24 protein-coding genes are annotated in these 23118 nt (G+C 65.3%); 11 read left to right on the top strand and 13 right to left on the bottom strand.

The window, feature by feature from the left end; all coding sequences use genetic code 11:
* Positions 1 to 290: hypothetical protein (locus WKW80_RS35160; protein WP_340368198.1), on the bottom strand; the 290-nt coding region annotated here is incomplete at its 3' end.
* 93 nt (positions 291 to 383) lie between these two features.
* On the opposite strand from WKW80_RS35160, the gene WKW80_RS35165 reads away from it, so the two are divergent.
* The 3 genes from WKW80_RS35165 to WKW80_RS35175 are packed head-to-tail and all read left to right on the top strand — an operon-like array spanning position 384 to position 1929.
* The gene (locus tag WKW80_RS35165; protein WP_340368199.1) at positions 384 to 821 is read left to right on the top strand and encodes an ester cyclase; all 438 of its coding nucleotides are present in this window, start codon (positions 384 to 386) and stop codon (positions 819 to 821) included.
* Positions 818 to 1441 carry a TetR/AcrR family transcriptional regulator gene (locus tag WKW80_RS35170; protein WP_340368200.1) on the top strand — a complete coding sequence of 208 codons (624 nt, stop codon included), beginning with the start codon at positions 818 to 820 and terminating at the stop codon, positions 1439 to 1441. Before WKW80_RS35165 ends, WKW80_RS35170 begins: the two co-directional genes overlap by 4 nt.
* Positions 1438 to 1929 carry a c-type cytochrome gene (locus tag WKW80_RS35175; RefSeq protein WP_340368201.1) on the top strand — a complete coding sequence of 164 codons (492 nt, stop codon included), beginning with the start codon at positions 1438 to 1440 and terminating at the stop codon, positions 1927 to 1929. The genes WKW80_RS35170 and WKW80_RS35175 overlap by 4 nt, the downstream gene beginning before the upstream one ends.
* Here the strand turns inward: WKW80_RS35175 and WKW80_RS35180 are convergent.
* Positions 1820 to 2248, bottom strand: a complete 429-nt coding sequence (locus WKW80_RS35180; protein ID WP_422823039.1) for a thiamine pyrophosphate-dependent enzyme — start codon at positions 2246 to 2248, stop codon at positions 1820 to 1822. The two genes, WKW80_RS35175 and WKW80_RS35180, sit on opposite strands and share 110 nt — an antisense overlap.
* Positions 2249 to 2526: 278 nt before the next feature.
* Here WKW80_RS35180 and xylF point away from each other — a divergent pair, with 278 nt between their 5' ends.
* The 4 genes from xylF to WKW80_RS35200 all read left to right on the top strand — a co-directional run bounded on the left by xylF (position 2527) and on the right by WKW80_RS35200 (position 6922).
* On the top strand, positions 2527 to 3549 hold the full coding sequence (gene xylF, locus WKW80_RS35185; RefSeq protein ID WP_340368202.1) for a D-xylose ABC transporter substrate-binding protein: 1023 nt from the start codon (positions 2527 to 2529) through the stop codon (positions 3547 to 3549).
* Positions 3550 to 3801: 252 nt separating this feature from the next.
* Positions 3802 to 4989, top strand: coding sequence for a sugar ABC transporter permease (locus WKW80_RS35190; RefSeq protein WP_340368203.1), 1188 nt, complete (start codon positions 3802 to 3804; stop codon positions 4987 to 4989).
* Entirely contained in the window at positions 4989 to 5768 is a 780-nt protein-coding gene (locus WKW80_RS35195) for an ATP-binding cassette domain-containing protein (protein WP_340368204.1), read from the top strand. The genes WKW80_RS35190 and WKW80_RS35195 overlap by 1 nt, the downstream gene beginning before the upstream one ends.
* Positions 5765 to 6922: an ROK family transcriptional regulator gene (locus WKW80_RS35200; protein WP_340368205.1), complete on the top strand. Its 1158-nt coding sequence runs from the start codon at positions 5765 to 5767 to the stop codon at positions 6920 to 6922. The genes WKW80_RS35195 and WKW80_RS35200 overlap by 4 nt, the downstream gene beginning before the upstream one ends.
* A 10-nt stretch (positions 6923 to 6932) precedes the next feature.
* Here the strand turns inward: WKW80_RS35200 and WKW80_RS35205 are convergent, their stop codons facing one another.
* From WKW80_RS35205 to WKW80_RS35220, 4 genes are all read right to left on the bottom strand, one after another.
* Positions 6933 to 7865 carry a tripartite tricarboxylate transporter substrate-binding protein gene (locus WKW80_RS35205; RefSeq protein ID WP_340368206.1) on the bottom strand — a complete coding sequence of 311 codons (933 nt, stop codon included), beginning with the start codon at positions 7863 to 7865 and terminating at the stop codon, positions 6933 to 6935.
* A gap of 221 nt (positions 7866 to 8086) precedes the next feature.
* On the bottom strand, positions 8087 to 8533 hold the full coding sequence (locus WKW80_RS35210) for a hypothetical protein (protein WP_340368207.1): 447 nt from the start codon (positions 8531 to 8533) through the stop codon (positions 8087 to 8089).
* Positions 8530 to 9489 carry a M35 family metallo-endopeptidase gene (locus WKW80_RS35215; RefSeq protein WP_340368208.1) on the bottom strand — a complete coding sequence of 320 codons (960 nt, stop codon included), beginning with the start codon at positions 9487 to 9489 and terminating at the stop codon, positions 8530 to 8532. Before WKW80_RS35215 ends, WKW80_RS35210 begins: the two co-directional genes overlap by 4 nt.
* A 435-nt stretch (positions 9490 to 9924) precedes the next feature.
* Positions 9925 to 10914 carry a tripartite tricarboxylate transporter substrate-binding protein gene (locus tag WKW80_RS35220; RefSeq protein WP_340368209.1) on the bottom strand — a complete coding sequence of 330 codons (990 nt, stop codon included), beginning with the start codon at positions 10912 to 10914 and terminating at the stop codon, positions 9925 to 9927.
* Between the two features lie 172 nt (positions 10915 to 11086).
* On the opposite strand from WKW80_RS35220, the gene WKW80_RS35225 reads away from it, so the two are divergent.
* Positions 11087 to 12082, top strand: a complete 996-nt coding sequence (locus WKW80_RS35225; RefSeq protein ID WP_340368210.1) for an SDR family oxidoreductase — start codon at positions 11087 to 11089, stop codon at positions 12080 to 12082.
* A gap of 8 nt (positions 12083 to 12090) precedes the next feature.
* Here the strand turns inward: WKW80_RS35225 and WKW80_RS35230 are convergent, their stop codons facing one another.
* From WKW80_RS35230 to WKW80_RS35260, 7 genes are all read right to left on the bottom strand, one after another.
* On the bottom strand, positions 12091 to 13437 hold the full coding sequence (locus WKW80_RS35230) for a lipase family protein (protein ID WP_340368211.1): 1347 nt from the start codon (positions 13435 to 13437) through the stop codon (positions 12091 to 12093).
* A 121-nt stretch (positions 13438 to 13558) separates the two neighbouring features.
* Entirely contained in the window at positions 13559 to 14926 is a 1368-nt protein-coding gene (locus WKW80_RS35235; RefSeq protein ID WP_340368212.1) for an APC family permease, read from the bottom strand.
* A gap of 99 nt (positions 14927 to 15025) precedes the next feature.
* Positions 15026 to 15976 (bottom strand): acetamidase/formamidase family protein, encoded by a 951-nt coding sequence (locus tag WKW80_RS35240; protein ID WP_340368213.1) that lies wholly within the window; start codon positions 15974 to 15976, stop codon positions 15026 to 15028.
* 171 nt (positions 15977 to 16147) lie between these two features.
* Entirely contained in the window at positions 16148 to 16903 is a 756-nt protein-coding gene (locus WKW80_RS35245) for an SDR family NAD(P)-dependent oxidoreductase (protein ID WP_340368214.1), read from the bottom strand.
* A 108-nt stretch (positions 16904 to 17011) separates the two neighbouring features.
* Positions 17012 to 17371: an enoyl-CoA hydratase-related protein gene (locus WKW80_RS35250; protein ID WP_340368215.1), complete on the bottom strand. Its 360-nt coding sequence runs from the start codon at positions 17369 to 17371 to the stop codon at positions 17012 to 17014.
* 1 nt (position 17372) lies between these two features.
* On the bottom strand, positions 17373 to 17723 hold the full coding sequence (locus tag WKW80_RS35255) for an enoyl-CoA hydratase/isomerase family protein (protein WP_340368216.1): 351 nt from the start codon (positions 17721 to 17723) through the stop codon (positions 17373 to 17375).
* 3 nt (positions 17724 to 17726) lie between these two features.
* The gene (locus tag WKW80_RS35260) at positions 17727 to 19286 is read right to left on the bottom strand and encodes a long-chain-fatty-acid--CoA ligase (RefSeq protein ID WP_340368220.1); all 1560 of its coding nucleotides are present in this window, start codon (positions 19284 to 19286) and stop codon (positions 17727 to 17729) included.
* 150 nt (positions 19287 to 19436) lie between these two features.
* Here WKW80_RS35260 and WKW80_RS35265 point away from each other — a divergent pair, with 150 nt between their 5' ends.
* The 3 genes from WKW80_RS35265 to WKW80_RS35275 all read left to right on the top strand — a co-directional run.
* Positions 19437 to 20444, top strand: coding sequence for an AraC family transcriptional regulator (locus tag WKW80_RS35265; RefSeq protein WP_340368217.1), 1008 nt, complete (start codon positions 19437 to 19439; stop codon positions 20442 to 20444).
* A gap of 35 nt (positions 20445 to 20479) precedes the next feature.
* Entirely contained in the window at positions 20480 to 21094 is a 615-nt protein-coding gene (locus WKW80_RS35270) for an HAD family hydrolase (protein WP_340368218.1), read from the top strand.
* A gap of 173 nt (positions 21095 to 21267) precedes the next feature.
* Positions 21268 to 23118: type VI secretion system Vgr family protein (locus WKW80_RS35275; RefSeq protein ID WP_340368219.1), on the top strand; the 1851-nt coding region annotated here is incomplete at its 3' end.

The following is a 23118-nucleotide window of genomic DNA, read 5'->3' on the forward strand; positions in this document are numbered from 1 at the left end:
GTCCTGGTCCTGGTCCTGGTCCTGGTCCTGGTCCTGGTCCTGGTCCTGGTCCTGGTCCTGGTCCTGGTCCTGGTCCTGGTCCTGGTCCTGGTCCTGGTCCTGGTCCTGGTCCTGGTCTTGGTCTTGGTCTTGGTCTTGGTCTTGGTCTTGGTCTTGGTCTTGGTCTTGGTCTTGGTCTTGGTCTTGGTCTTGGTCTTGGTCTTGGTCTTGGTCTTGGTCTTGGTCCCGGTGGCGCTGACGGCGCTGTTGCCCATCATTCGATTGCGGCGCGCGGCAGTGACGCAGTTCACTTGCGCATGCCCGGTTTGCGACTTAGTATTCTCTTCATGAGATTTTCATCTCATGAAGTCCAAGACTCCTTCCACGCAACGAAAGGATTCCCCATGCCCCTCACTCCCAAGGAAATGGACCGCATGCTCGATGAGCATTTCGGCTTCGAGGCGCGCGACGACGTTTCCGGCGTCCTGGCCACGCTGGCTCCGGCCGTCGAGCACGACGTCGTCGGCTGGCCCGCTGGCCCGAGCCGGGGCCGCGACGCTGCGCGGCCTTTCTACGAAGCTTTGTTCGCCGATCTGTCGCACGGAGAAGTGAAGTCGCTGCGCCGGCTGTACGGCCACAACTTCATGGTTGACGACTCGTTGTGGAGCGGCAGGGCGCCCGGGCGTCCCTTCGGCCTTGACGGCCAAGGCCGGCCCCTGAGCTTTCGACTGCTGCACGTGATCGAGTTCTCCGAAGCAGGCCAGATCAGCCGCGAAAACGTGTGGGTCGACATGGCCGCCGTCATGCAGCAATTGCCGCAGCCCGACACTGCCGCCGCGTGACGCCGCTCGACCTCAGGCACCAGCAGAAGCAACGCACGCGGCAAGCCCTGCTGCTTGCCGCGGCGGAACTCATGCGCCAGGGTGGCCGGCCGACGCTGGAGGAAGTGGCGGCGCAGGCGATGGTCTCGCGCGCCACGGCGTACCGCTACTTTCCCAAGGTCGAGACGCTGTACCTGGAGGCGTCGATCGACATCGACACGCCACACGCCGACCAGATCCTTGCCGGCGTGCCGGCGACCAACCCGATCGCGCGGCTGGAGCGCATCGACGACGCGTTGCATGCCATGACGCTGGCCAACGAGGTGCCGTTGCGCATGATGCTGGCGCAGTCCTTGGAACTCAGCGCGCGCGGCGAGGCCGATCGCCAGTTGCCCGCGCGCCAGAACCGCCGCTCGCCGCTGATCGAGGCGGCGCTCGGCCCCGCGAGCGATCGCTTCAGCCCCGCCGCGCTGAGAACCCTCAAGCACGCACTCGCGCTGGTCATGGGCCCCGAAGCCATGATCGTCTTCAAGGACGTGCTGCGCCTGGACGATGCAGAGGCGCGCAGGGTCCGCCGCTGGGCCATTCGCGCCCTGGTCAACGCCGCATTGCCAACCCCCAAGCAGGAGAAGTCACCATGATGATGAAGAAGAAGCACATGCCATCCTTCGCCGCGCTGCTGCTCGTGAGCGCGTGCACGGTCGCGCTGGCCGAAACCGCCGCGCCCGCCAAGGCGCCTTGGAGCCAGCTGCAGCGTGGCCGCTACCTGGTCCAGATCGCCGGCTGCAACGACTGCCACACGCCGAACTACGTACAGCAGAACGGCAAGGTCCACGAGAAGCTCTGGCTCACCGGCGATGCGCTGGGCTGGTCCGGCCCATGGGGCACGACCTATCCGACCAATCTGCGGCTGCTGCTGGCCGGCATGAACGAGCAGCAGTGGCTGACTCACGCGCGCCACATGGAGCCACGGCCGCCCATGCCCTGGTTCAATGTGCGCGCGATGACAGACGCGGACCTCAAGGCCATCTACGCCTACACGCGTTCGCTGGGCGCGGCAGGGGCTGCAGCGCCGGCGTACGTGCCGCCAGGCACGAAAGCGGCCGGGCCGGTGGTGCAGTTCCCGTAGCAGCAGCCCACGGCGATCGGCAGCCGGCGGCCATTACGCCATTCGCACCCAGCATGCCGGCGGAGAAATCCGCGATGTGCATCGACCCGCCCTTGCCGCCGTTGAAGCCGGCGGCCTTGCCGAACAACTCGCACATCATGCGGGTCAGGTCGGCGCCCTTGGCCAGGGTGTGGCCGTGGCCGAGGTGCGTCGAGGTGAGATAGTCGGCCCCCGTCAGGTGAGCGCATACGCCTGCCGGAACGGCTTCCTGGCCTGTCGACAGGTGCAGCGGCCCGCGCACCTTGGCGGCGCCCGCCGCTTCCTGGCGCTTCCTGGCCATAGACGCTGACGCCGCCCTGGCTGGCCTTCTCGGCGGCGTTCTCGAACGCGCGGATTCGCGCCATAGTGCGGTACAAGTTCGCGTGCAGCATCTGGGCTCCGGCGCCCGGACACCGGGGGCGATCCGCGAAATCGTATCGAGCGTTGGGTGTGCGCGAGCGCGGCCGATCCGGGGGCTTACCCTGATGCGGGAATCCTCCAGGCAATGAGATAGTTAGTTTGTCAGCCGAACTAAATCACTGAACGGTGACTTTCCAACATTCATTCTGGAGACTCCCCATGCAACTCAAGAGCACTCTCACAGCCGTGGCCCTGGGCCTTGCTGCTTTCGGCGCCTGCGCCCAGACCGTGGTCGGCGTGAGCTGGTCCAACTTCCAGGAAGAACGCTGGAAGACGGACGAGGCCGCGATCAAGTCCGAACTTGAAAAGCATGGCGCCAAGTACATCAGCGCCGACGCGGGCGGTTCGCCTGAAAAGCAACTGGGCGACATCGAAGGCCTGATGGCGAAGGGCGCCAAGGCGCTGATCGTGCTGGCGATGGACAAGGACGCGATCCTGCCGGCCGTGACCAAGGCCGTGCGGCAGAAGGTGCCCGTGGTTGCGTACGACCGCCTGATCGAAGCGCCGGGCGTTTTCTACATCACCTTCGACAACGTCGAGGTCGGCCGCATGCAGGCGCGCGAAGTGTTCAAGCTCGCGCCGAAGGGCAACTACGTGTTCATCAAGGGCTCGCCGACCGACCCGAACGCCAACTTCCTGCGCTCTGGCGCCCAGGAAGTGGTCGACGCCGCGGTGAAGAAGGGCGACATCAAGATCGTCGGCGACGAGTACACCGAGGGCTGGAAGCCCGAGGTCGCGCAGAAGAACATGGAGCAGATACTGACCAAGGCCGGGGGCAAGGTCGATGCGGTGGTGGCAGCCAATGACGGCACCGCCGGCGGCGTTGTCGCGGCGCTCACGGCCAAGGGCATCAAGGGCATTCCCGTGTCGGGCCAGGATGCCGATTTCGCGGCGCTGAACCGCGTGGCACTGGGCACGCAGACCGTGTCGGTGTGGAAGGATTCGCGCGAACTCGGCAAGGAAGCCGCTGACGCCGCACTCGCGCTCGCAGCCGGCAAGCCGGTCGACAAGGCTGCCACCTGGGACAAGGGCGAAAAGAAGGTCGCGCTGCAATCGCGCTTCCTGACGCCGGTGCCGATCACGAAGGCCAACCTCGACGTGGTGGTCAAGGCCGGCTGGATCAAGAAGGACGAGTTGTGCAAGGGCGTGAGCGGGGACAAGGCGCCCGCTGCTTGTAAATAACGCTCGCCCCCAGGCTCCGCGACACTGCGTGTCGCTCCTCCCACCCCCTGCCGGGGGCAACACCGGCGGCCCGGCAAAGCCGGTTCCGCGGTGTTTCCGGCATTGCGCCGGGCAGGACTTTGGGGCGCTACTCCCTCTCCCCTTGGGGGAGGGTTGGGGTGGGGGCCACGGCGCGAAGGCCTCGCCCGGTGTGAATCCGCATCGCAGTGATCCGCGTCGGAAACCAGCAATCTCTTGACTGGAGTTATTCATATGAACAAACCCTTGCCCGTATGGCGCCGCAGTGGCATCGACTTGCGCCTGTTGTTGATGAGCATGCTGCTCATCGCGATGGGCGTGGTGTTCAACGTGCTGTCGGGAGGCGTGTTCCTCTCGCCGGAGAACCTCTACAACATCGCGCAGCAGACGGCAGTGGTGGGCATCGTGTCGACGGTGATGGTGCTGGTCATCGTGGCGCGGCACATCGATCTGTCGGTGGGCTCGGTGATGGGTTTCGTGGGCGTGCTGATCGCCTACCTCCAATACACGTCCGGCTGGTCATGGCCGACGGCCTGCCTCGCGGGGCTGGCTGTGGCGCTGCTGGTGTCGATCTACCAAGGCTGGCTGACGGCGGTGCTCGGCGTGCCTTCGTTCGTGGTGACGCTGGGCGGGCTGATGTCGTTCCGCGGTGCGGCGTTCCTCGTGGCCGACGGCAAGACGCAGCCGGTCACGGACGAGTTCTTCCAGACGCTCGGCGGCGGCTATGACGGCGGCATCGGCGTGACGGCGACCTGGGTGGTCACGGGCATCGTGGCCGTGGCACTGCTGTTTCGCATGTTCCAGAAACGCAAGGCGCTGCGGCACTACGAGATGCCGACCGAGCCGATCGCAATCGATTTGATGTTCACGGCGGTGCCGATCGCGGTGCTGGCGGTTTTTGCCTGGTCGATGAACCACTATCAGATCTCCTCCAAGACCGAGGCGCAGGGCATCCCGATTCCAGTCCTGATCTGGGCGGTGGTCGCGATCGTGTTGTCGTTCCTGGTGCACCGGACGCGCTTCGGGCGCTATGTGTTCGCGATGGGCGGCAACCCCGACGCGGCGGAACTGGTGGGCATCCCGGTGAAGCGCGTCACGCTGATGTTGTTCGCGCTGCTGGCGGTGCTGGTCACCATCGCGGCCATCGTGTCGATTGCGCGGCTCAATGCCGGAACCAACTCGCTGGGCACCGGCATGGAGCTGTATGTGATTGCCGCGGCCGTCATCGGCGGCACGGCGCTCGCGGGCGGCAGCGGCACGATCTTCGGCTCGGTGCTGGGCGCGCTGATCATGCAATCGCTCGACAGCGGCATGCTGCTGCTGGACGTGGCGATCGGCAAGCGCATGGTGATCGTGGGGCAGGTGCTGATCGTCGCAGTCGTGTTCGACGTGCTGTATCGCAAGAAATTCGGAGACCGCTGATGGCCACGATCGACAAGTCAAGACCACTGGTCGAGCTGCGCGACATCCGCAAGGCTTTCGGCGGCGTGCATGCGGTGGACGGCGTCAGCGTCAACCTGTATCCCGGCGAGGTGGTGGCGCTGCTGGGCCACAACGGCGCGGGCAAGTCCACGCTGATGAAGATGCTGGCCGGCGCATATCCGATCGACTCCGGCGACACCATCATCGCGGGCGAGAAAGTGCATATCCGAACGCCGTCGGAGGCGCAGGCGCAGGGCATCGAGACCATCTACCAGACGCTCGCGCTGGCGGACAACCTGGACTCGGTATCCAACCTCTTCCTCGGCCGCGAAAAGCTGACGCCGTGGCGCACGCTGGACGACCACTTCATGGAAGGCGCGGCGCGCAAGGTGTTCAACCGGCTGAACAAGAACTTCACCAATATCCGCGTGCCGGTGCGCGGACTGTCGGGCGGGCAGCGCCAGGTGGTGGCGATCTCGCGGGCGCTGTATTTCAACGCACGCATCCTGATCATGGACGAACCGTGCGCGGCGCTGGGGCCGGAGGAAACGGCAATGGTCGGCGGGCTGGTGAAGCAACTCAAGTCGGACGGCGTCGGCATCTTCCTGATCACGCACGACATGCTCGATGTGTTCTCGCTGAGCGACCGCCTCGCGGTGATGAAGAACGGCAAGCTGGTCGGCACCTACCGGACCACCGACGTGACCGAGGATGAAGTGCTCGGGATGATCATTGCGGGCAAGCGTCCCGAAGGAAAGGCGCAGGCCGAGCACGCATGAAAACCATCGGTGACCAGCAGTTGCTCAAGCGCATCAACCGCAGCGTGTTGTTGCGGCTGCTGCGTGCGCAGCCGGGGCTGTCGCGGGCACGGTTGGCGAGCGAGAGCGGGTTGACCAAGTCGACGGTGAGCGGGCTGGTGCGCGAGCTCATCGAGGACCGATGGCTGACGGAGTCCGGCGCGGCGGTGGCCGACGGGCTGGGGCGGCCGTCGACGCCGCTGTCCATCAACGACCGCGTGCGTGCGCTGATCGGCGTCGAGGTGGGCGTCGAGACGATGCGCGTGGTGTGCGTGTCGCTGCTCGGCGAGGTGTTGCATGCCGACACGCGGCCACTGCACGGCACGGCCCCGGCAGCAGCCTGCGCGCTCGCCGCCGCGATGTGCGCGCAGGCCTGGGACGAGATCGCGTCGCGCGGGCTCGAGGTGACCGGCATCGGCGTGGGCGTGCCGGGTGCGGTGGACGACGCGACAGGCATCGTGCTGTTCGCGCCCAACCTGGGCTGGCGCCGGCTCGACCTGCTGCCGCAACTCATCGATGCATTCGCCGCGGAGGGCCTGCCGCGCGTGCCGGTTCAGTTGCAGAACGAAGCCGATGTGGCTGCGCTCGGCGAATACGAGTTCTGCGACGGCGAGGGCGAGGACCCGCTGATCTTTGTCGATTGCGACGTGGGCGTGGGCGCCGGCATCGTGCTGAACGACCGCCTCTTCACCGGCGCGCAAGGCATGGCCGGCGAGATCGGCCACAGCATCCTGCAGGCCGACGGGCCGCTGTGCTCCTGCGGCCGCCGTGGCTGTGCCGAAGCGTTCTTCGGCTCGCGCATGATGGGCCAAGGGCCGGGCGACGTGCGGCGCGCGGGCGAGATGCTCGGCGTGCTGCTGCAGAACCTGTGGATGACCTTCGATCCGCGCGCGATCGTCGTCGGCGGCTCCACCTGCGTGCGGCATCCCGAGTTCCTGCAAAGCGCCAGGGAAACGGTGCATCGCTATGCCGATGCGGCCGGCATGCCGCCCCCGGTCGTGCGCGGGGCGCGGCACGGCCTGCTGGCACCGGCCATCGGCGCCGCGGCACTGGCATTGCATGAATACCTGCGACCGATGCACCCCAACACGGTGGAACGGCGCGAGCGGGCCAGTCCGCAATTATTGATGCGCTGATTGCGGCGCGTCAGTCCGCGTAAGCTCCCGCAGCCTTGATCACCGGCCCGAAGCGCGCGACTTCCGACATCACGAACTTCTTGTGCTCGGCCGGCTCGACGCGCTTGTCTTGCACGACGACCGCGCCCAGGCCTTCTTCCTTCGCGATGAATTCAGGGTCCTTGAGGGCCACCTTGAGTGCGTCGTTCAGCTTCTTGAGCACCGGTGCGGGCGTACCTTTCGGCGCATAGAGGCCGTGCCAGATCGTGACCTGGAAGTTCTTCAGGCCCGATTCATCGAGCGTGGGAATGTCTTTCAGCGCCGGCGTGTTCAGGCGCTTGAGCGTGGTCACGGCGAAGGGCTTGACCTTCTTCGCCTCGATCTGGCTGGTGGTGTTGGTGGTCTGGTCGCACGGCACGGTGGTCATGTCGGCCTTGAGTTCGCTCTGCAACAACAGGCCGCACAGGTGCGAAGCCGAGCCGATGCCCGCGTTGCCGAGGTTGACCTTGCCGGGATTCTTGCTGATCCAGTCGCGCAACTCCTTCATGTTGCCGGCCTCGATGTTCGGCTTGCCGATCACCGTCATCGGCACGTCGTTGATCATGCCGAGGTATTCGAAGTCGGTCTCGTAGTTGTAGGACAGCTTGCGGTACAGCACCGGCGTGGTTGCCATGCCGACGTGTGTCAGGAGCAGCGTGTAGCCATCGGGCTTCGCGCGCGCGACCTTGGCATTGCCGATGGTGCTGCCGGCGCCGGCGGTGTTGTCGACCACGATGCTCACGCCGTCCAGCGACTTGCGCAATGCCTCGGCCAGATCGCGTGCGACGCGGTCGGTGGGGCCGCCGGCCGCGAACGGCACGACGATGGTGATGGGCTTGCCGCCGGGATAGTCCTGGGCGTGCGAGGTGACGGCAGCGGTGGCCATTGCGGCTGCAATGGTGGTGAGGGCGAGCAGTTTCTTCATGTAAATCTCGATGGTCGAATCGAGAAATCATATTTGCTGACCAACAACTGACTCATTCAGAAAAGCCCTGACGCTGCGGAAATACTCCCCTCTGAAGCGAGCCCTCCTCGCCGGCCAGGGCTTGTTTTTCACATGGTGCGTCGGGGTGGCGATTTCAGAAGGCGTTCGCGCTGATTTGAGGGGTGTTTTGGGGCGCGAATGAATCCTTCACTTCCTCGTAACTAATGCCGCGGATCAATAGGCACCGGATTGCAATCGGGCAGTTTCAGTGCGTCGTAGTCGATGTGGAACTGCACATAGACGAAATCGCCGTTCTCTGCGTATATCTCCGACAAAGTAGTCAGCTTGATTTTGTTCGGCTGAAGTTGCTGGTACGCACGAGCAACGTTTGCCGCGCGAAGCTTTGCCGTTTGCCGAGCTTCGGAAAGTGTTTGTCCCGGAGTCCTCACCGAAGCGGTGCCTTCAATCGTTACTTCCGAGTACCTCGCATACGCTTCGTTTGCCGCGTTGATGAACACCGCCAACTTTTCTAGCTGAGTCGCATCAAGGTCGATTGCGTTTTCGACAAAGGTCAGCCTTGTCAGAACGATACGCTTGCAGGCTATCGCCGCTTCGCTGCAAGCCATTAGCGCTACTGAGATGAACAGTGCTTTCAATAGGGACTTCATGCCGATGCCTCCGCATCCACCCCCAAGATGTACGACGCAAGGCTATCGGCATTGATTCGCGCCTTCGCGAAATCTCCGGTCTGGAGCAATTTGCTCTTGGAGTTCCCTGTCCCATACCAATCGTCCGTCGATCCGAAGGTGTCATTGAAATGGGTCACTTCATGGACCAGCGTCAGAAGTTGGGAGTCTCCGTCACGGATTGATTTCGCACCAAAGACTCTTCTGTCGCGCTTCATCTCGCAAAATTCCAGGGCCATCGCAATGGTGTGAGTTTTGACATCAGGCTTGCACACTTGCGCTGCAATTCCGAGGCCAGAGGTGCTGCCAGATACGCAACCGACGTGCTTGAGTGCCGTCGGCGACCATCGAACGAAATTTTCCGGCTTCAAGCCTCGCAAAACGCCATCACAAGCACTGAGTCCCTTTCGCAGGTACTCCCGCATCTCGTTCAAATGCGAATTGGCAGCCAGAAAGCCCCGGTTGCCAAACCACTCGAAGATGCGAGCGTGTGCCACCTTGTCCCAGCGCTCAAGTTCCTGAAGCCGCTCCGCGACCAGGACAACCGCCTCATCGCGCAACTCCATGACGAGCACCGCGAACTGCTTGTTCGTCATGTTGGGGCAGATGGCCTCAATCGTGGGTTCGTGCTCGGGGGCGTGCTCAAAATGCTCATCCACAACCTTCTTGGCTGCCGCCATGGGTGGACTGAAAACCGAGCCGTAATTTGCTAGGACAGGTGCGGCAGTGAGTCCCAAAAAACCGTAGTCGGTGTCGTCATACTCGCCGGCGTTTGGGAGTGTCGATTTGACCGGCTGGTGGTACGGGCATTGACAGACAACGACATCGCCGTCCAGAGCCATTTCGGCGTCTCGGAGGAGCCCTCGGCGCGGGCCGCCAGTTTTGGCGATGAGACCGACGCTGTTGCAGCTCTCGCAATAGGCGCGACCGCCGATCAAGGCGACTTAATGCCCATGGATTTGGAATTTCGGGCCGGTATAGGGGAGCACTCGCCCGCCATTGACAAGCGGGTCGCCGACCACAATGAGGCGTCGATTCATTTTTCGTCCCTGATTCTCTAGTTAGAAGAGGGCGTAGCCTATCCGATGCGAACTGCGCGCTCGGCAGACCACCCCTTGCTGGAGCGCTTGTTGCTCTCCAGCGGAAGCGGGCATGATGGATGGCCCGCTTCCATGCGAGGCGCGTCCGGCGTGGATGTGGATAACTTGAGCTGCGGGTACCCCTTACTTGGTGCTCAAAAATTCAGCACTTCGGGCGTACTCCCAAATCATTGTCCCCATTGAGCCACCAACACTGCTTCCGCGATAGTTCGCCGAAGTCCAAAAGCCCTCTAGAGGGGGAGGCGCCGCAGGCGCATCGGGGGTGGGCCAAATTCAATCGGCGTACGCGCCCGCAGCCTTGATCACCGGCCCGAAGCGCGCGACTTCCGACATCACGAACTTCTTGTGCTCGGCCGGCTCGACGCGCTTGTCTTGCACGACGACCGCGCCCAGGCCTTCTTCCTTCGCGATGAATTCAGGGTCCTTGAGGGCCACCTTGAGTGCGTCGTTCAGCTTCTTGAGCACCGGTGCGGGCGTACCTTTCGGCGCATAGAGGCCGTGCCAGATCGTGACCTGGAAGTTCTTCAGGCCCGATTCATCGAGCGTGGGAATGTCTTTCAGCGCCGGCGTGTTCAGGCGCTTGAGCGTGGTCACGGCGAAGGGCTTGACCTTCTTCGCCTCGATCTGGCTGGTGGTGTTGGTGGTCTGGTCGCACAACAGGTCGATCTGGCCGCCCAGCAGGTCGGCGATGGCCGGCGCAGTGCCCTTGTACGGCACGGTGGTCATGTCGGCCTTGAGTTCGCTCTGCAACAACAGGCCGCACAGGTGCGAAGCCGAGCCGATGCCCGCGTTGCCGAGGTTGACCTTGCCGGGATTCTTGCTGATCCAGTCGCGCAACTCCTTCATGTTGCGGGCCTCGATGTTCGGCTTGCCGATCACCGTCATCGGCACGTCGTTGATCAAGCCGAGGTATTCGAAGTCGGTCTCGTAGTTGTAGGACAGCTTGCGGTAAAGCACCGGCGTGGTTGCCATGCCGACGTGTGTCAGGAGCAGCGTGTAGCCATCGGGCTTCGCGCGCGCGACCTTGGCATTGCCGATGGTGCTGCCGGCGCCGGCGGTGTTGTCGACCACGATGCTCACGCCGTCCAGCGACTTGCGCAATGCCTCGGCCAGATCGCGTGCGACGCGGTCGGTGGGGCCGCCGGCCGCGAACGGCACGACGATGGTGATGGGCTTGCCGCCGGGATAGTCCTGGGCGTGCGAGGTGACGGCAGTGGTGGCCATTGCGGCTGCAATGGTGGTGAGGGCAAGCAGTTTCTTCATGGAAATCCCGGCAGTCAAATCAATAAATCATATTGGCTGACCATCTGCTGACTGCTACCGAAAAGCCCTAACGAACAGGTGAAATTCGCAATTCCTGCATCGACGTTGGATGACAGGAATGACGGGCTCTTTTGCAGAGCATCCATGGATCGTCTTGCAAGGAGATCGAATCATGGAACGCCCACGGAGAGCCGAAACCGGCGAGGTGGCCGCGCTGGTGCGCAGACAAACCGCGATCCAGCGTCTGCAGGACGCGAAGGACCGCGCCGCGCCGGCTTCGAGAAAAAGCACGAAGGCCGTCCAGGCAGGTACGCGCGTGCAGCCGAGTCGCCTGCCACCTGAGAAGCATCCCAAGCCGGGCCACGAGGCCCGCATGAAACTGCAGCCCCGCTACCTCGCGCCTGACTACCAGGGCAGCGGCAAGCTCGAAGGCATGAGCGCAATCGTGACCGGCGGCGACTCGGGCATCTGCCGTGCAGTGGCGGTGCTGTTCGCGCGGGAAGGTGCCGACGTGGCGGTGGTCTACCTGAACGAGAAGGCAGACGCCGAGGCGACGCGGGCTGCGGTCGAAGCCGAGGGCCGCCGCTGCCTGCTGATCGCCGGAGACGTGCGGCGCAGCGCCTTCTGCGAGCGCGCGGTGCGGACCGCGCTCAAGGCCTTCGGGCGACTCGACGTGCTGGTCAACAACGCGGCCTTCCAGATGCATGCCGAAAGGCTCGAGGACGTGACGGACGAGCGCATGGACCTCACTCTGCAGACCAACATCGGTGGCTACATGCGCATGGCGCGAGCCGCCGTGCCGCATTTCAGGAACGGCGGTTCGATCATCAACACCGGCTCGACCACCGGCCTGAACGGCAGCCGCAACCTGCTCGACTATTCGGCCACCAAGGGCGCGATCCACGCGTTCACCAAGGCGCTGGCGCTGAACCTGGTGGACCGGGGTATCCGCGTCAATGCCGTCGCGCCGGGCCCGGTCTGGACGCCGCTGAACCCGGCCGACAAGAAGGCCGGCGACGTGAAGAAGTTCGGCCGCGACACGGCGTTCAAGCGCGTGGCGCAGCCCGAGGAGTTGTCGCCGGCATACGTGTTCCTGGCGTCGCCGGTGTGCGCAAGCTACATCACCGGGATCGTGTTGCCGGTGACGGGAAAAGTGGGCGCGATCTGACCCTGCCTCTACCTCAGCACATCGAACAGCTTGCGCGCAGCCGCGTGGCAGAAGGGCGGCTCGTAAGTCCCGTGATACGAGCCGTAGTAGGTGGCGAAGGCGGCCGAGGTGGGGTCGGTCGGCGCAACGCCGCCGGGGCCGTAGTTCGACTGGATCTGTGGATCGACGTCGACGGAGATCACCGTCTTCACGCCGCGTGCGTCGAAGTCGGCCTTCATCGCAGCCTGGTGGACGGCCGGAGGTACGGTCGGGTCGCCGGCGCCGCCGCACAGCAGCGTTGCCGCGCGCGGGCTCCAGCCCAACAGGTCGTTCTTCTTTGCGTCGAGATAGAACGGGTTGGCCGAATTGGTTTGCGTGTCGCTCACGAACGCCGGCTGGAACAGCAGGTCGCGCACCTGCGAAGGCGATTCGCCGTTGGCGCCGGGCAGCGCGCCGGAGGTCACCAGCGTGGTGGAGTTGAGCGTCGGGCTCGGCAGCAGGTTCTCGATGTAGCCGTCATAGGGTGCCTTGAAGGCGTCGCCCACCTTGGCATAGACGTCGCCGTAGACCTTCTGGTAGGACGTCACCTGGAACGGCACGAAGTACTGGTAGCCGAGCGGCGCAATGCCCAGCTTGACCGCGCCCGACAGGTTGTACGGCCCCGCCAGGTGCGCGCCCGCGACCACGTTGAATTCGAGGGGGAAGTCACGCTCGGCCGCGCGGTGTGCCGCCATCGACGAGTGGCCGCCCTGCGAGTAGCCGGTGAACATGACCTTGCCCGACAGGTTGCCTTGCAGGCTCGTGATGGCGACGCGCGCCGCGCGGATGGCGTCCAGCACCGAGCGGGCTTCCGAGTCGGCATGCAGGTACGGATGGAACGGGTACTTCGACTTCGCATAGCCGAGGTAGTCGGTGGCCACCACCGCGTAGCCCTGCGCGGCGTACATGGCGGTGAGCAGTTGCGTTTCGGTGTCGGCGGGGTTGGCCAAGGTGCGGGGCTTTTCCAGGTCCGTGCCCTTGGCGTAGGCCACCAGCGGCGCGGCGGCGTCCGCGCAACTGCCGGCGGGCAGCAGCAGCACGCCGGATGCGTTGGTGGGCTCGTTCTTCGCTCCCAGCGTGGTGTAGTTGAGCGCCACCACCTTCACATCGCACTTCGCCGCGCCGCTGAGGGCTTGCAGGCCGCTGGCCTTGGTGCCGGCGTCGATCTGCGCCTTGGTGAGCGTCGTGACCGTGGCCTGGGGTTCGACCAGCGTGCCGGTGGTGGGCGTCGTCGCGACGCCGGGCAGGAATGCGAAGCCGGGGCCGCTGTCGCCGCCGCCGCAAGCGGTCAGCAAGGCCGCCGCGGTAGCCACGCTCCACAGATGCAAGTACTTCATCGATTTCTCCAAGGGTGATGTTGTGTCTGCGGCCGGGGGCGAGCCTCTCTGCGCGCTTGCGAACACTACATCAGCGTGGAGCCTTCGCTTCAGCGGGATTGCCCTCGGATCGGGCCGCCCGTCAGTTCGCGGCTTTCCAGATCGTCTTGCGGTTGAGCAGCAATGGCACCACGCCGATGGCAATGCCGCCCATGCCGACGACGTTGGTCACCCAGTCGAAGGTCGGGATGCTGTAGAGCGCGATGAAGAACAGGAACAGCCCGCTGGAGGCCGGCCAGACCACGTGCGTCACGGCCTGCCACGGCCCCTTGCCGATCATTGCGCGGTAGTACCAGGCGCAGGCCAGCCCGGTGAGGCCCAGGTAGAAGCAGATCTGGAAGCCGATGGCTGCGATCGAAGCCTTCAGGATCTCGTTGATCGTCGGCAGGTAGGACGACACGAACAGCATTGCCATTCCCGCGAGCCAGATGAGGAAGATCGCGATGTGCGGGGTCTGCCAGCGCGGGTGCAGCTTCGAGTAGCGCGGATGCAGTGCGCCGCCGCGCCCCTTGGCGAACAGCGTGCGGGTGAACTGCAGCATCTGCGTCTCCACCGTGCCGATGGTGCTCAGCAGCACCGCGATGATGGCGACGTAGCCCCAGGTCTTGCCCAAGAGCTTCTCGGCGATGCCGAAGATGATGTTGGTGTTGTAGTGCTGGATTTCGTCGTCCGAGAGGCCCAGCAGCGTGATCGTGATGAAGACCAGGAAGAAGGTCATCAGGAAGATCATGGTCCAGAAGGTGGCGCGGCCGGGCGTCTTGTTCGGGTCTTTCGTTTCCTCGCTGAGGTTCATCGTCACGTCCCAGCCGTAGTAGAAAAAGATGGCCACCAGCGCACCGTTGGCAAACAGCTCCGGCGAGAACGCGAACGGGTTGAACCAGTGCCACGAGAACGCATGCGCCGGTGCTTGCGGGAACACGATGAAGGCCATCACGATCACCGCCAGCAGGATGACCCCCTCGACGAGCGTCATGATCACCTGCACGTAGCTGGTCAGCTTGATGCCCTTGACCACGACCAGGCTCACGGCCGTGAGCCAGAGCGCCGCGATGACCGTCACGTAGTGGACGTTGTTCATCAGCTCCGGCTTGAAGATCAGCAGCGTGGCATTGGCCGCCGGGATCATCGCTGACACCATGAACACGCAGCACAGCACCAGCAGCGCCCAGCCCGCGAAGAAGCCCAGCGACTTGCCGAACACCATCGTCACCCACGAGTAGGACGTGCCCGCGCTGGCCAGCGCGCGGTTCAGGTTGATGAAGGCGAACGCGATGCCGAACATGATCAGGCCGCAAGTCAGGATGCTTGCCGGCGACAGCACGCCCGCCGTCGCGATGATGGTCGAGGTGGTGATCTCGATGCTGTAGGCCGGGGCCGTGCCGGCAATCCCCATGATCGTCGACTCGGTGACGCCGAGCGAGTTGGCATGAAGCTGGGTGGGGCTTTCCATGGTCTTGGCCTGTCTGTCTCGGTAATCGGGATGAACTGCGCAGTGCCATTCTCGTGCCGAAACCTGATGGCGGGGCGCCCCGGGGCCGTGCCTGCAGCCTTACTCGAGCACGATCCTGGGGAAGTAGTACGACACCACCCAGTTCGGCACGTCGACGATCGAGCTGATGCGCAGGTCGGCGCATACGCTGCACAGCATGTACGCGTCGATCGGCTCATAGCCGTAGCGCTTGCTGAGCAAGTCGATCATTTCGGACACGGCCATGCGCGCGCCGGCCATGAGGTCGGGGCCGATGCCGGTCGTGACCTCGTAGCCCTTCTTGTCGAAATGGTCGGTGACCGGGCCGCGCGTGACGTAGCGCGGCATGCGCAGGTTGGCGCCCTTGACCAGCTCGAACTTGAGCGCGACGTCGATCGGGCTTTCGATGGCCGTGCCGCAGACTTCGCCGTCGCCCTGCGCGGCATGCGTGTCGCCGACCGAGAAGATCGCGCCTTCGACCTCGATGGGCAAGTAGAGCTCGCAGCCTTCGGCGATGTCGCGCGCGTCCATGTTGCCGCCGACGTTGCGCGGCGGAATGATGCTGTGCAAGCCGGGCTCGGCAGGCGCGACGCCGATGGTGCCGGTGAACGGGCGCAGCGGCACGCGGCCGCCCGGGCCGTACATCGCGGGGAGGAGGGCAGGGTCGTAGTTCCAGTGGTGCAGGCGCGCTTTCGGGAACTGGTCGGTGAGCAGGCCGAAGCCGGGGATGTTGCCGGTCCAGCCCCAGCCCGAGGGGCGCAGCGAGAGCACCGTGACCTTGAGCGCATCGCCGGGTTTCGCGCCGTCGATGAAGACCGGGCCGGTCACCGGGTTCACGCGGGCGAGGTCGAGCTTTTCGAGATCGGCGGCGGTCGAGGAGCGGTTCAACTGGCCGGAGGACGCATCGAGGGTTTCGAACTCGATGCTGTCGCCGGGCGCGATCGTCAAGGCGGGCGGAAAGGCGTTGTTCCAGCCGTGGTGGACGTGGCCCTTGTGGATCGAATGGAGTGTGTGGTGGCCAGGATCGCTCATGTTGCAAGCCTCCTCAATCAGTTTTCCACCACGCTACCGCCAGACCCGCGATGCATTCCAGGACGAGCAAGGCAAATCCGTTCGTGGGCACCCGCGGAACCGGCTTTGCCGGGCCGCTGGGTGCGCCCCCTCGAGGGGGAGGCGCCGCAGGCGCATCGGGGGTGTGTCACTTCAGACCGCCACGGTGAGCGCACCGTCGATCACGAGGTTGGTGCCGGAGATGCGGCTCGCAACCGGGCTCGAAATGAACACGACACCCTTCGCTACTTCTTCGGGCGCACCGAACTTGCCGGTGGGATTGACCTTGAGCGTCGAGGCAAAGAGGTCCGGCATGTTCTTCTCGATCGTCTGCCAGATGCCGCCATCGAAATAGGTGTTGCCCGGTGACACGCAGTTCACGCGAATGCCCTTGCTCACGAGCTGGCGGCTGAGGCCCTTGGCGTAATGGATCAGCGCGGCCTTCATCGCGCCATAGGAGCCGGCGGCGAAATCCACTTCAAAGCCGGAGACGCTGGAGATCAGCACGATCGAGGCGCTCTTCGACTGTTCCAGGAAGGGCACTGCGGCGGCCACCGCGTTGACCGTGTGCATCATGTCGGTCCGGAACGACTTCTCCCAGGTGTCGGCGCTGTCGCCGACAGCCAGTGCGCTGACGTTGCAGACCAGTGCATCGATGCCGCCCAGCTCGCCGGCCGTCGAAGTGATCCAGGCGGTCAACGCCGGCCCGTCGGCCACATCCAGCGCCTGGCCGAATGCGTTGACACCCTTGGCCTTCAGGGACGCGACCGCCGCCGCGACTTCATCCGCCTTGCGCGCGCACAGCGAAGTGTGCGCACCCTCATCGGCGAAACATTCGGCAATGGCCCGGCCGATGCCCCGGCTGCCGCCTGTGACGACGGCACGCTTGCCCTTGAGTCCGAGATCCATGGCAGCTCTCCTTTGGAGGGAGAGCGAATTCTGAGCGTGCGACCCGGAGATGTAAACGCTGCGGTGCAGCGCACGCCATCGTGCGCGGAAGGCGTGGACGCCTTCGGATCAGCCGCGGGCGCCGCTTGCGAGGAAGCGCGAGCAGGCGTCGTTGAAGAAGTCGCCGGCCACGTGCGTGTGTTGGGCTGCGCGTTCTTCATCGAGCCGCAGCGCAATCGCCTGCGCCTTTTCCGTCAGGTCGGCATATTCCACGCAGCGCCAGATGAGTCCCCACCGCTCGGCCTGCGCAGCGTCGATGTGGTCGCCAGGCAAGGCCATGCCCAGCGCGCGGCTGCGGCCAAGCAGGCGGGCCAGGAACCATGTCGCGCCGAGGTCGGGCACGGCGCCCAGGTGAGCTACCTGCGGCACTGCGAAGTAGGCCGAGCGCGCCGCGAGTACCACGTCGGCCGCGAGTGCGATGCCGACCACGCTACCCACGCAAGGGCCGTTGACTGCACAGACCACGGGCGCCCGGCGGCCGGCGATCGCCTGCGTTCAATGGGTTGCCCACAGTCTCCATGCAGTGCGCGATTTCGGACTGCGCGTGGGCTCGCCTGCCGGCCAGAACTTCGCCGAACCAACCGGTGTCGCCGCCGGCAGAGAACGCGCGGCCGGCGCCGGTCAGCACGATGGCGCGCGTGCGTTCGTCGACGGCACACGCATTCAACGCTGCCGCGACCTCGGTGATCAGCGCCGGGTTCAGCGCATTGAGCGCCTGCGGCCGGTCGACCGTGAGCGTGGCAACGCCATCGGCCAGTGTGCTTCGAACAAGTGTCGTCATCGCTCAGGCCACCGCGCGTTCGCGCCCTTGCCAGTAAGGCTCGCGCAGGCGGGTCTTCAAGACCTTGCCGGTGCCGGACAACGGCAGCGCATCGACGAAAGCCACGCTGCGCGGGCACTTGTAGCCAGCGATCAGCGCCTTGCAGTGCGCAATCAGCGCCTCGCGTTCGACCTCCTGCTGCGGCTTGCGCACCACCACCGCATGCACCGCCTCGCCCCATTCCTCGCTCGGAATGCCGATCACCGCGCAGGCCGCGACGGCGGAATGCTGTGCGATCGCGTTCTCGACCTCGGCCGAGTACACGTTCTCGCCGCCGGTGATGATCATGTCCTTCAGCCGGTCGGCGACGAAGATGAAGCCGTCCTCGTCCATCCAGGCGCCATCGCCGGTGTGCATCCAGCCGTCGCGCAGCGCGGCGGCGGTGAGGTCCGGCTTGTTCCAGTAGCCCTGCATCACGTTGGGCCCGCGCACGATGACTTCGCCGACGGTGCCGCGCGGCACCTCCTCGCCGGATGGATCGACGATGCGCACCTCCGTGCAATGGCTGGCCCTTCCAGCGGAGCGCAGCTTGCCGAGCTTGCGCGCTTCGGGCTTGTGGTACCAGGGCGGATTGATGGTGGCCAGCGGCGACAGCTCGGTCATGCCGTAGGCCTGCGTGAAATCCACGCCCGGCAGCGCGGCCATCGCGCGCTCGATCACGGCTTCGGAGATCGGCGATGCGCCGTAGGCAATGCCCTTGAACGCGGCAAGGTCGCGCGGTTTCTTCATCGCCGGATGGTCGACCAGCATCTGGATCATCGTCGGCACCAGCAGCGTGTGCGTGACGCGGTCGCGTTCGAGGGCGTCGAGCGCGGCCTCCGGGTTGAACAGCGGAATGATCGAATGCGTGTTGCCCTCGATCCAGTGCGGCATCGAGATGCCGATGTCCGCCAGGTGGAACATCGGCGCGGCATGCAGGTAGGTGCCGCCGGGCGTCGCCAGCCCCTCCGAGCGCAGGGCCAGCCCCGAGCTGCAGAGGTTGGTGTGGCTCAGCATCACGCCTTTCGGGAAGCCGGTGGTGCCGCCGGTGTAGAAGATGCCGGCCAGGTCTTCGCCGCGGCGCACCGCGTCAGGCACGGGCGGGGCGCCGTGCAGCAGGTCTTCGTAGGGCAGCATGCCGGCGGGTGCGTCGCCGTCGCCGCAATAGACGACCGCACGCAGCGTGGTCGCGTCGCGGCGGAACTGCTCGACCAGCGGCATAAACGTGGAGTCGACCAGCAGGATGATGGAGCCCGAGTCGTTCAGCGAATACAGGATCTCGGCGGCCGACCAGCGGATGTTGCAGGGGTTGAGCACGCCGCCGCCCCAGGGCACGGCCATCTGGTATTCGAGGTAGCGGTCGGAGTTGAGCGACAGCATCGCCACGCGGTCGCCGGCCTGCATGCCCAGCTTCTGCAGCGTACCCGCGAGCCGCGCGACCCGGTCGGTGAAGTCGCGGAAGGTGCGCTGCCGGTCGCCGAAGCGCACGGCGATGCGGTCGGGGTGTTGCTGCACGGCGCGGTGCAGCCCTTGGGTGAAATACATCTGCTCGTCTCCTTCGGCCTCCGGGAAATCCGAGGCCATGCTGTGGGTGCGCCCATGGTAGAAATCGGCGCGCCCGCAAGCGATTGCGCTTTGCGTCGATCCGATGTCAAAGAACCTCAACCCGAATTCGCTGCTGCCCGCCTGATCGAGATGCTGCGACCGCCCGTCACGATTCCGATTGCTTTCGTCCGCGGCATGGTCTCCGGCGTGCAGGCGCGCGGGCTGGCGAGCGAGCCCTTGCTGGTCGAAGCCGGCATCGCCCCCGAACTGCTGCGGGAGCCGAGCGCGCTCGTTACCGCGGACCAGTACGTCGCGCTGTTCCAGTTGCTGATGGATCGGTTCGACGATGAATGCCTGTGCTTCCTCTCGCGGCCGCTCAAGCGCGGCAGCCTGGCGTTGATGGCGCGCTCGGCGATCAGCGCCACCACGCTGGACGTGGCGATCCGGCGCATGGCGCACACCCTCCGGCTGCTGCAGGACGATGTCGTGCTGGAGCCAGCGCGCGACGGTGACTTGGCCGGCCTGATGTTTCGCTTCGCTCAGCCGGCCCGTGCGCAACTGACTTTTCTGCACGAGTTGCTGCTGCGCATCTTCTGGCGTGCGCTGGCCTGGCTTGTCGGTGGCCAGCTGCCCGCGGCGCGTTTCGACTTCGCTTTTGAAAGCCCGGCCTACGCGGGCAGCTACGGCAAGGTCTTTCCCGCGCCGCTGCGGTTCGGGTGCGGCCATTCGGCTTTCTGGTTCGACGTGAAGCACCTGCAGAGCCCGGTGCGGCGCGACGAGGCTGCGCTGCGAAGCTTCCTGGCCGACGCGCGGGCGCAAGTCATCGTGCCCGGGCGCGGCGACGACCTGCTGAGCACGCGCGTGCGCAGCCACCTGCAGCACGCCCAGCCTGCATGGCCCGACCTGATCGCGACGGCCGATGCGCTGCACATGTCGAGCTCCACATTGCAGCGCCGGCTGGCGAACGAGGGCACCACGTTCCAGTCATTGAAAGACGAGTTGCGCCGCGACACCGCGATCGTGCGGCTGAACACCAGCGCGGTGCCGCTGGGGGCGCTGGCGTTCGAACTCGGGTTTGCAGACAGCGCGGCGTTCCAGCGCGCGTTCAAGGGATGGACCGGCAGCGCGCCAGGCGCGTATCGCCGCAGCGGGGCGTGATCCTTGCTTGCCGTTCGCACAGAAATCCAAGCCCCATGCGCATGCGCCCGCACCTGGTTCTGTTCGACATCGACGGCGTGCTCTGCCACTACGACCGCGCGGCGTTCGCGGGTGCGCTGGGCGCGCTGACGGGCCGTACGGCCGAATTCGTGCGCGAGGCCGTCTGGGCCTCGGGGCTGGAAACGCGGTCTGATCGGGGTGAGGTCGGACCGGAGGCGTATCTGTGGGAAATGTCGGAGCGATTGGGGCGCACGGTGTCAAGCGCCGATTGGCTGGCCGCGCGCGGCACGGCGATGACGCCGGATCCACGCGTGCTCACGCTGGTCGGATGCGTGAAGCAGCATTGCCCGATTGCCGGTCTCACGAACAACTCGACGATGCTGGCGGATCACATGGATGTGCTTTGCCCCGGTATTGCGGAACATCTCCAGGGCTTGATCCATACCTCCGCCAAACTGGGCGTGACCAAGCCGCAGGCCGAGGCGTACCTGCGCTGCGCCGAGCTGCAGGGGGTTCAAGCGGGCGAGGTGTTCTTCATCGACGATGTGGAAGCCAACGTCGAGGGTGCGCTGCGCGCCGGGATGCAGGCGAGTCTCTTTGCGGGCGCGGATCGGCTTGAACAGGAGCTTGCGGGTTACGGTCTGCTGTGATGTCGTCCGAAATCCTGCGGGGAGCCGTTGCAAGAGAAGGCGCCGAATTTCGTTCGGAGCCCATCGAATCTGCGTCCCGATTCACACCGCGCAGCTCGCGAAATTGAGTGGGGTACATTCCCGCGTGGCATGGCGTCCAATGGGCGCCACGATCAAGAAGCACAGGGGGAACAATGCCAACAATCAAGCGCACAGTCGCGGGCGCAAATTCGCGCACGCTCCAGATCCAGAGCGTAGCCATTCCAGTCGTCTTGGGCTGCGCAGCACTGGAGCCGGTCCGCCTCTCGGGCCAAGAGGGCCTGAACAGCCTCTTCGAATACGAGCTTCTGCTCAAGACCCCTGACGCATTGAACCTCGGCGCCAGTGGCGCAACCGACTTCAACCTCGACGACTTCATCGGCCGCGAGATCAGCTGCTCCATCCAGCTCGACGGCATGGGCGAATTCCTCCCCGGCGTCGTCGGAGCCAGCACCGACCACATCGGCGCCGGTGTGCGCCAGATCAACGCCCTCGTCGCCGACGCGGCCTTCTGGGGCGAAGAAGGCCGCCACATCCAGTACCGCCTCACCCTGCGCCCCTGGCTGCACCTGGCCACGCTGGCCACCGACTGCAAGATCTTCCAGAACAAGAGCGTCATCGACATCCTGGACGAACTCCTGGGCGACTACCCCTTTGCCGTCGACAAGCGCCTCATCGAGACCTACCCGCAGCGCGACTACCAGACCCAGTACAACGAAAGCGACTTCGCCTTCTTCGAGCGCCTGTGCCAGGAATGGGGCATCAGCTACTTCTTCGAACACTCCGAAGGCAAGCACCGGCTCGTGCTCATCGACATCATGGGCGCCTACAGGGAGAACCCGAGCGAGGCGTACCGGCAAGTCGAATACCACGCCCCCGGCTGGAAACCCGACGCCGAATACCTGCACAGCTTCGTCCCCCGCAACCGCCTCACCAGCGGGCGCTACACCACCCGTGACTACGACTACACCCGCCCCCGCGCCGACCTGACACAGACCCGCAGCGAGCCGAGGCCCACCGGCCAGGCCGAAGGCGAGGTCTACCAGTGGCACGCCGGCACGGCAGGCAGCCACTACGCCCAGCCCAAGGCCGGCACGGGCGACGCCAACGACCCGCATGAGGAAGGCCGCTTCCTGAGCCTGCTGCGCATGCAGGCCCTGCGCACCCACGGCGCGCGCGCCAAGGCCAGCGGCAACCTCCGGGGCATGACCCCCGGCTGCACCTTCAGGCTCGCCAGGCACCCGAGACAGCAAGCCAACGCCGAGTACCTCATCCTCGACACCCACCTCCTCATCGAAGACGTCGCCCAGGACAGCCAGATCAGGGATGCGGTGCCCGGGCGCAGGCAGCGATGGAAGGTCGAAGTCGACCTCACCGCCCACCCCGTCAAGGAGCCCTTGCGCCCCGCCCTCACGCAAACGAAGCCCCACACCCATGGCCCGCAGACCGCCCTCGTCGTCGGCCCCGAAGGCCAGAACCTGTGGACCGACGAATTCGGCCGCATCAAGGTCCAGTTCCCCTGGGACCGCATCGGCCAGAAGAACCAGCACAGCACCTGCTGGCTGCGAGTCAGCTCGCCCTGGGCGGGCAACCAGCTGGGCGGGATCCACATCCCGCGCATCGGCCAGGAGGTCATCGTCGACTTCCTCGGCGGCGACCCCGACCTGCCCCTGTGCACGGGCCGCGTGCACAACCAGACCAACCTGCCGCCGTGGAGCCTGCCGGGCCAGTCGGCCCTGTCCGGCTTCCGAAGCCGCGAACTCACCAAGGAAGGCGGCAACAGTGCGGCCGGTCGCAGCAACCACCTGTTGATGGACGACACGCCCGGCAAGATCCAGGCGCAGCTCAAAAGCGACTACCAACACAGCTCTGTGAGCGTCGGCTACATCACCCGGGTCGAAGACAACGCGGGGCGCAAGGACTTCCGCGGCCTTGGCTTCGAGCTGCGCTCCGATGGCCATGGCGTCATCCGCGCGGCCAACGGCCTGCTGCTGACCACCGAGGCG

Origin of the sequence: Variovorax humicola (assembly GCF_037889915.1) — a bacterium.
Taxonomy (GTDB): domain Bacteria; phylum Pseudomonadota; class Gammaproteobacteria; order Burkholderiales; family Burkholderiaceae_C; genus Variovorax; species Variovorax humicola.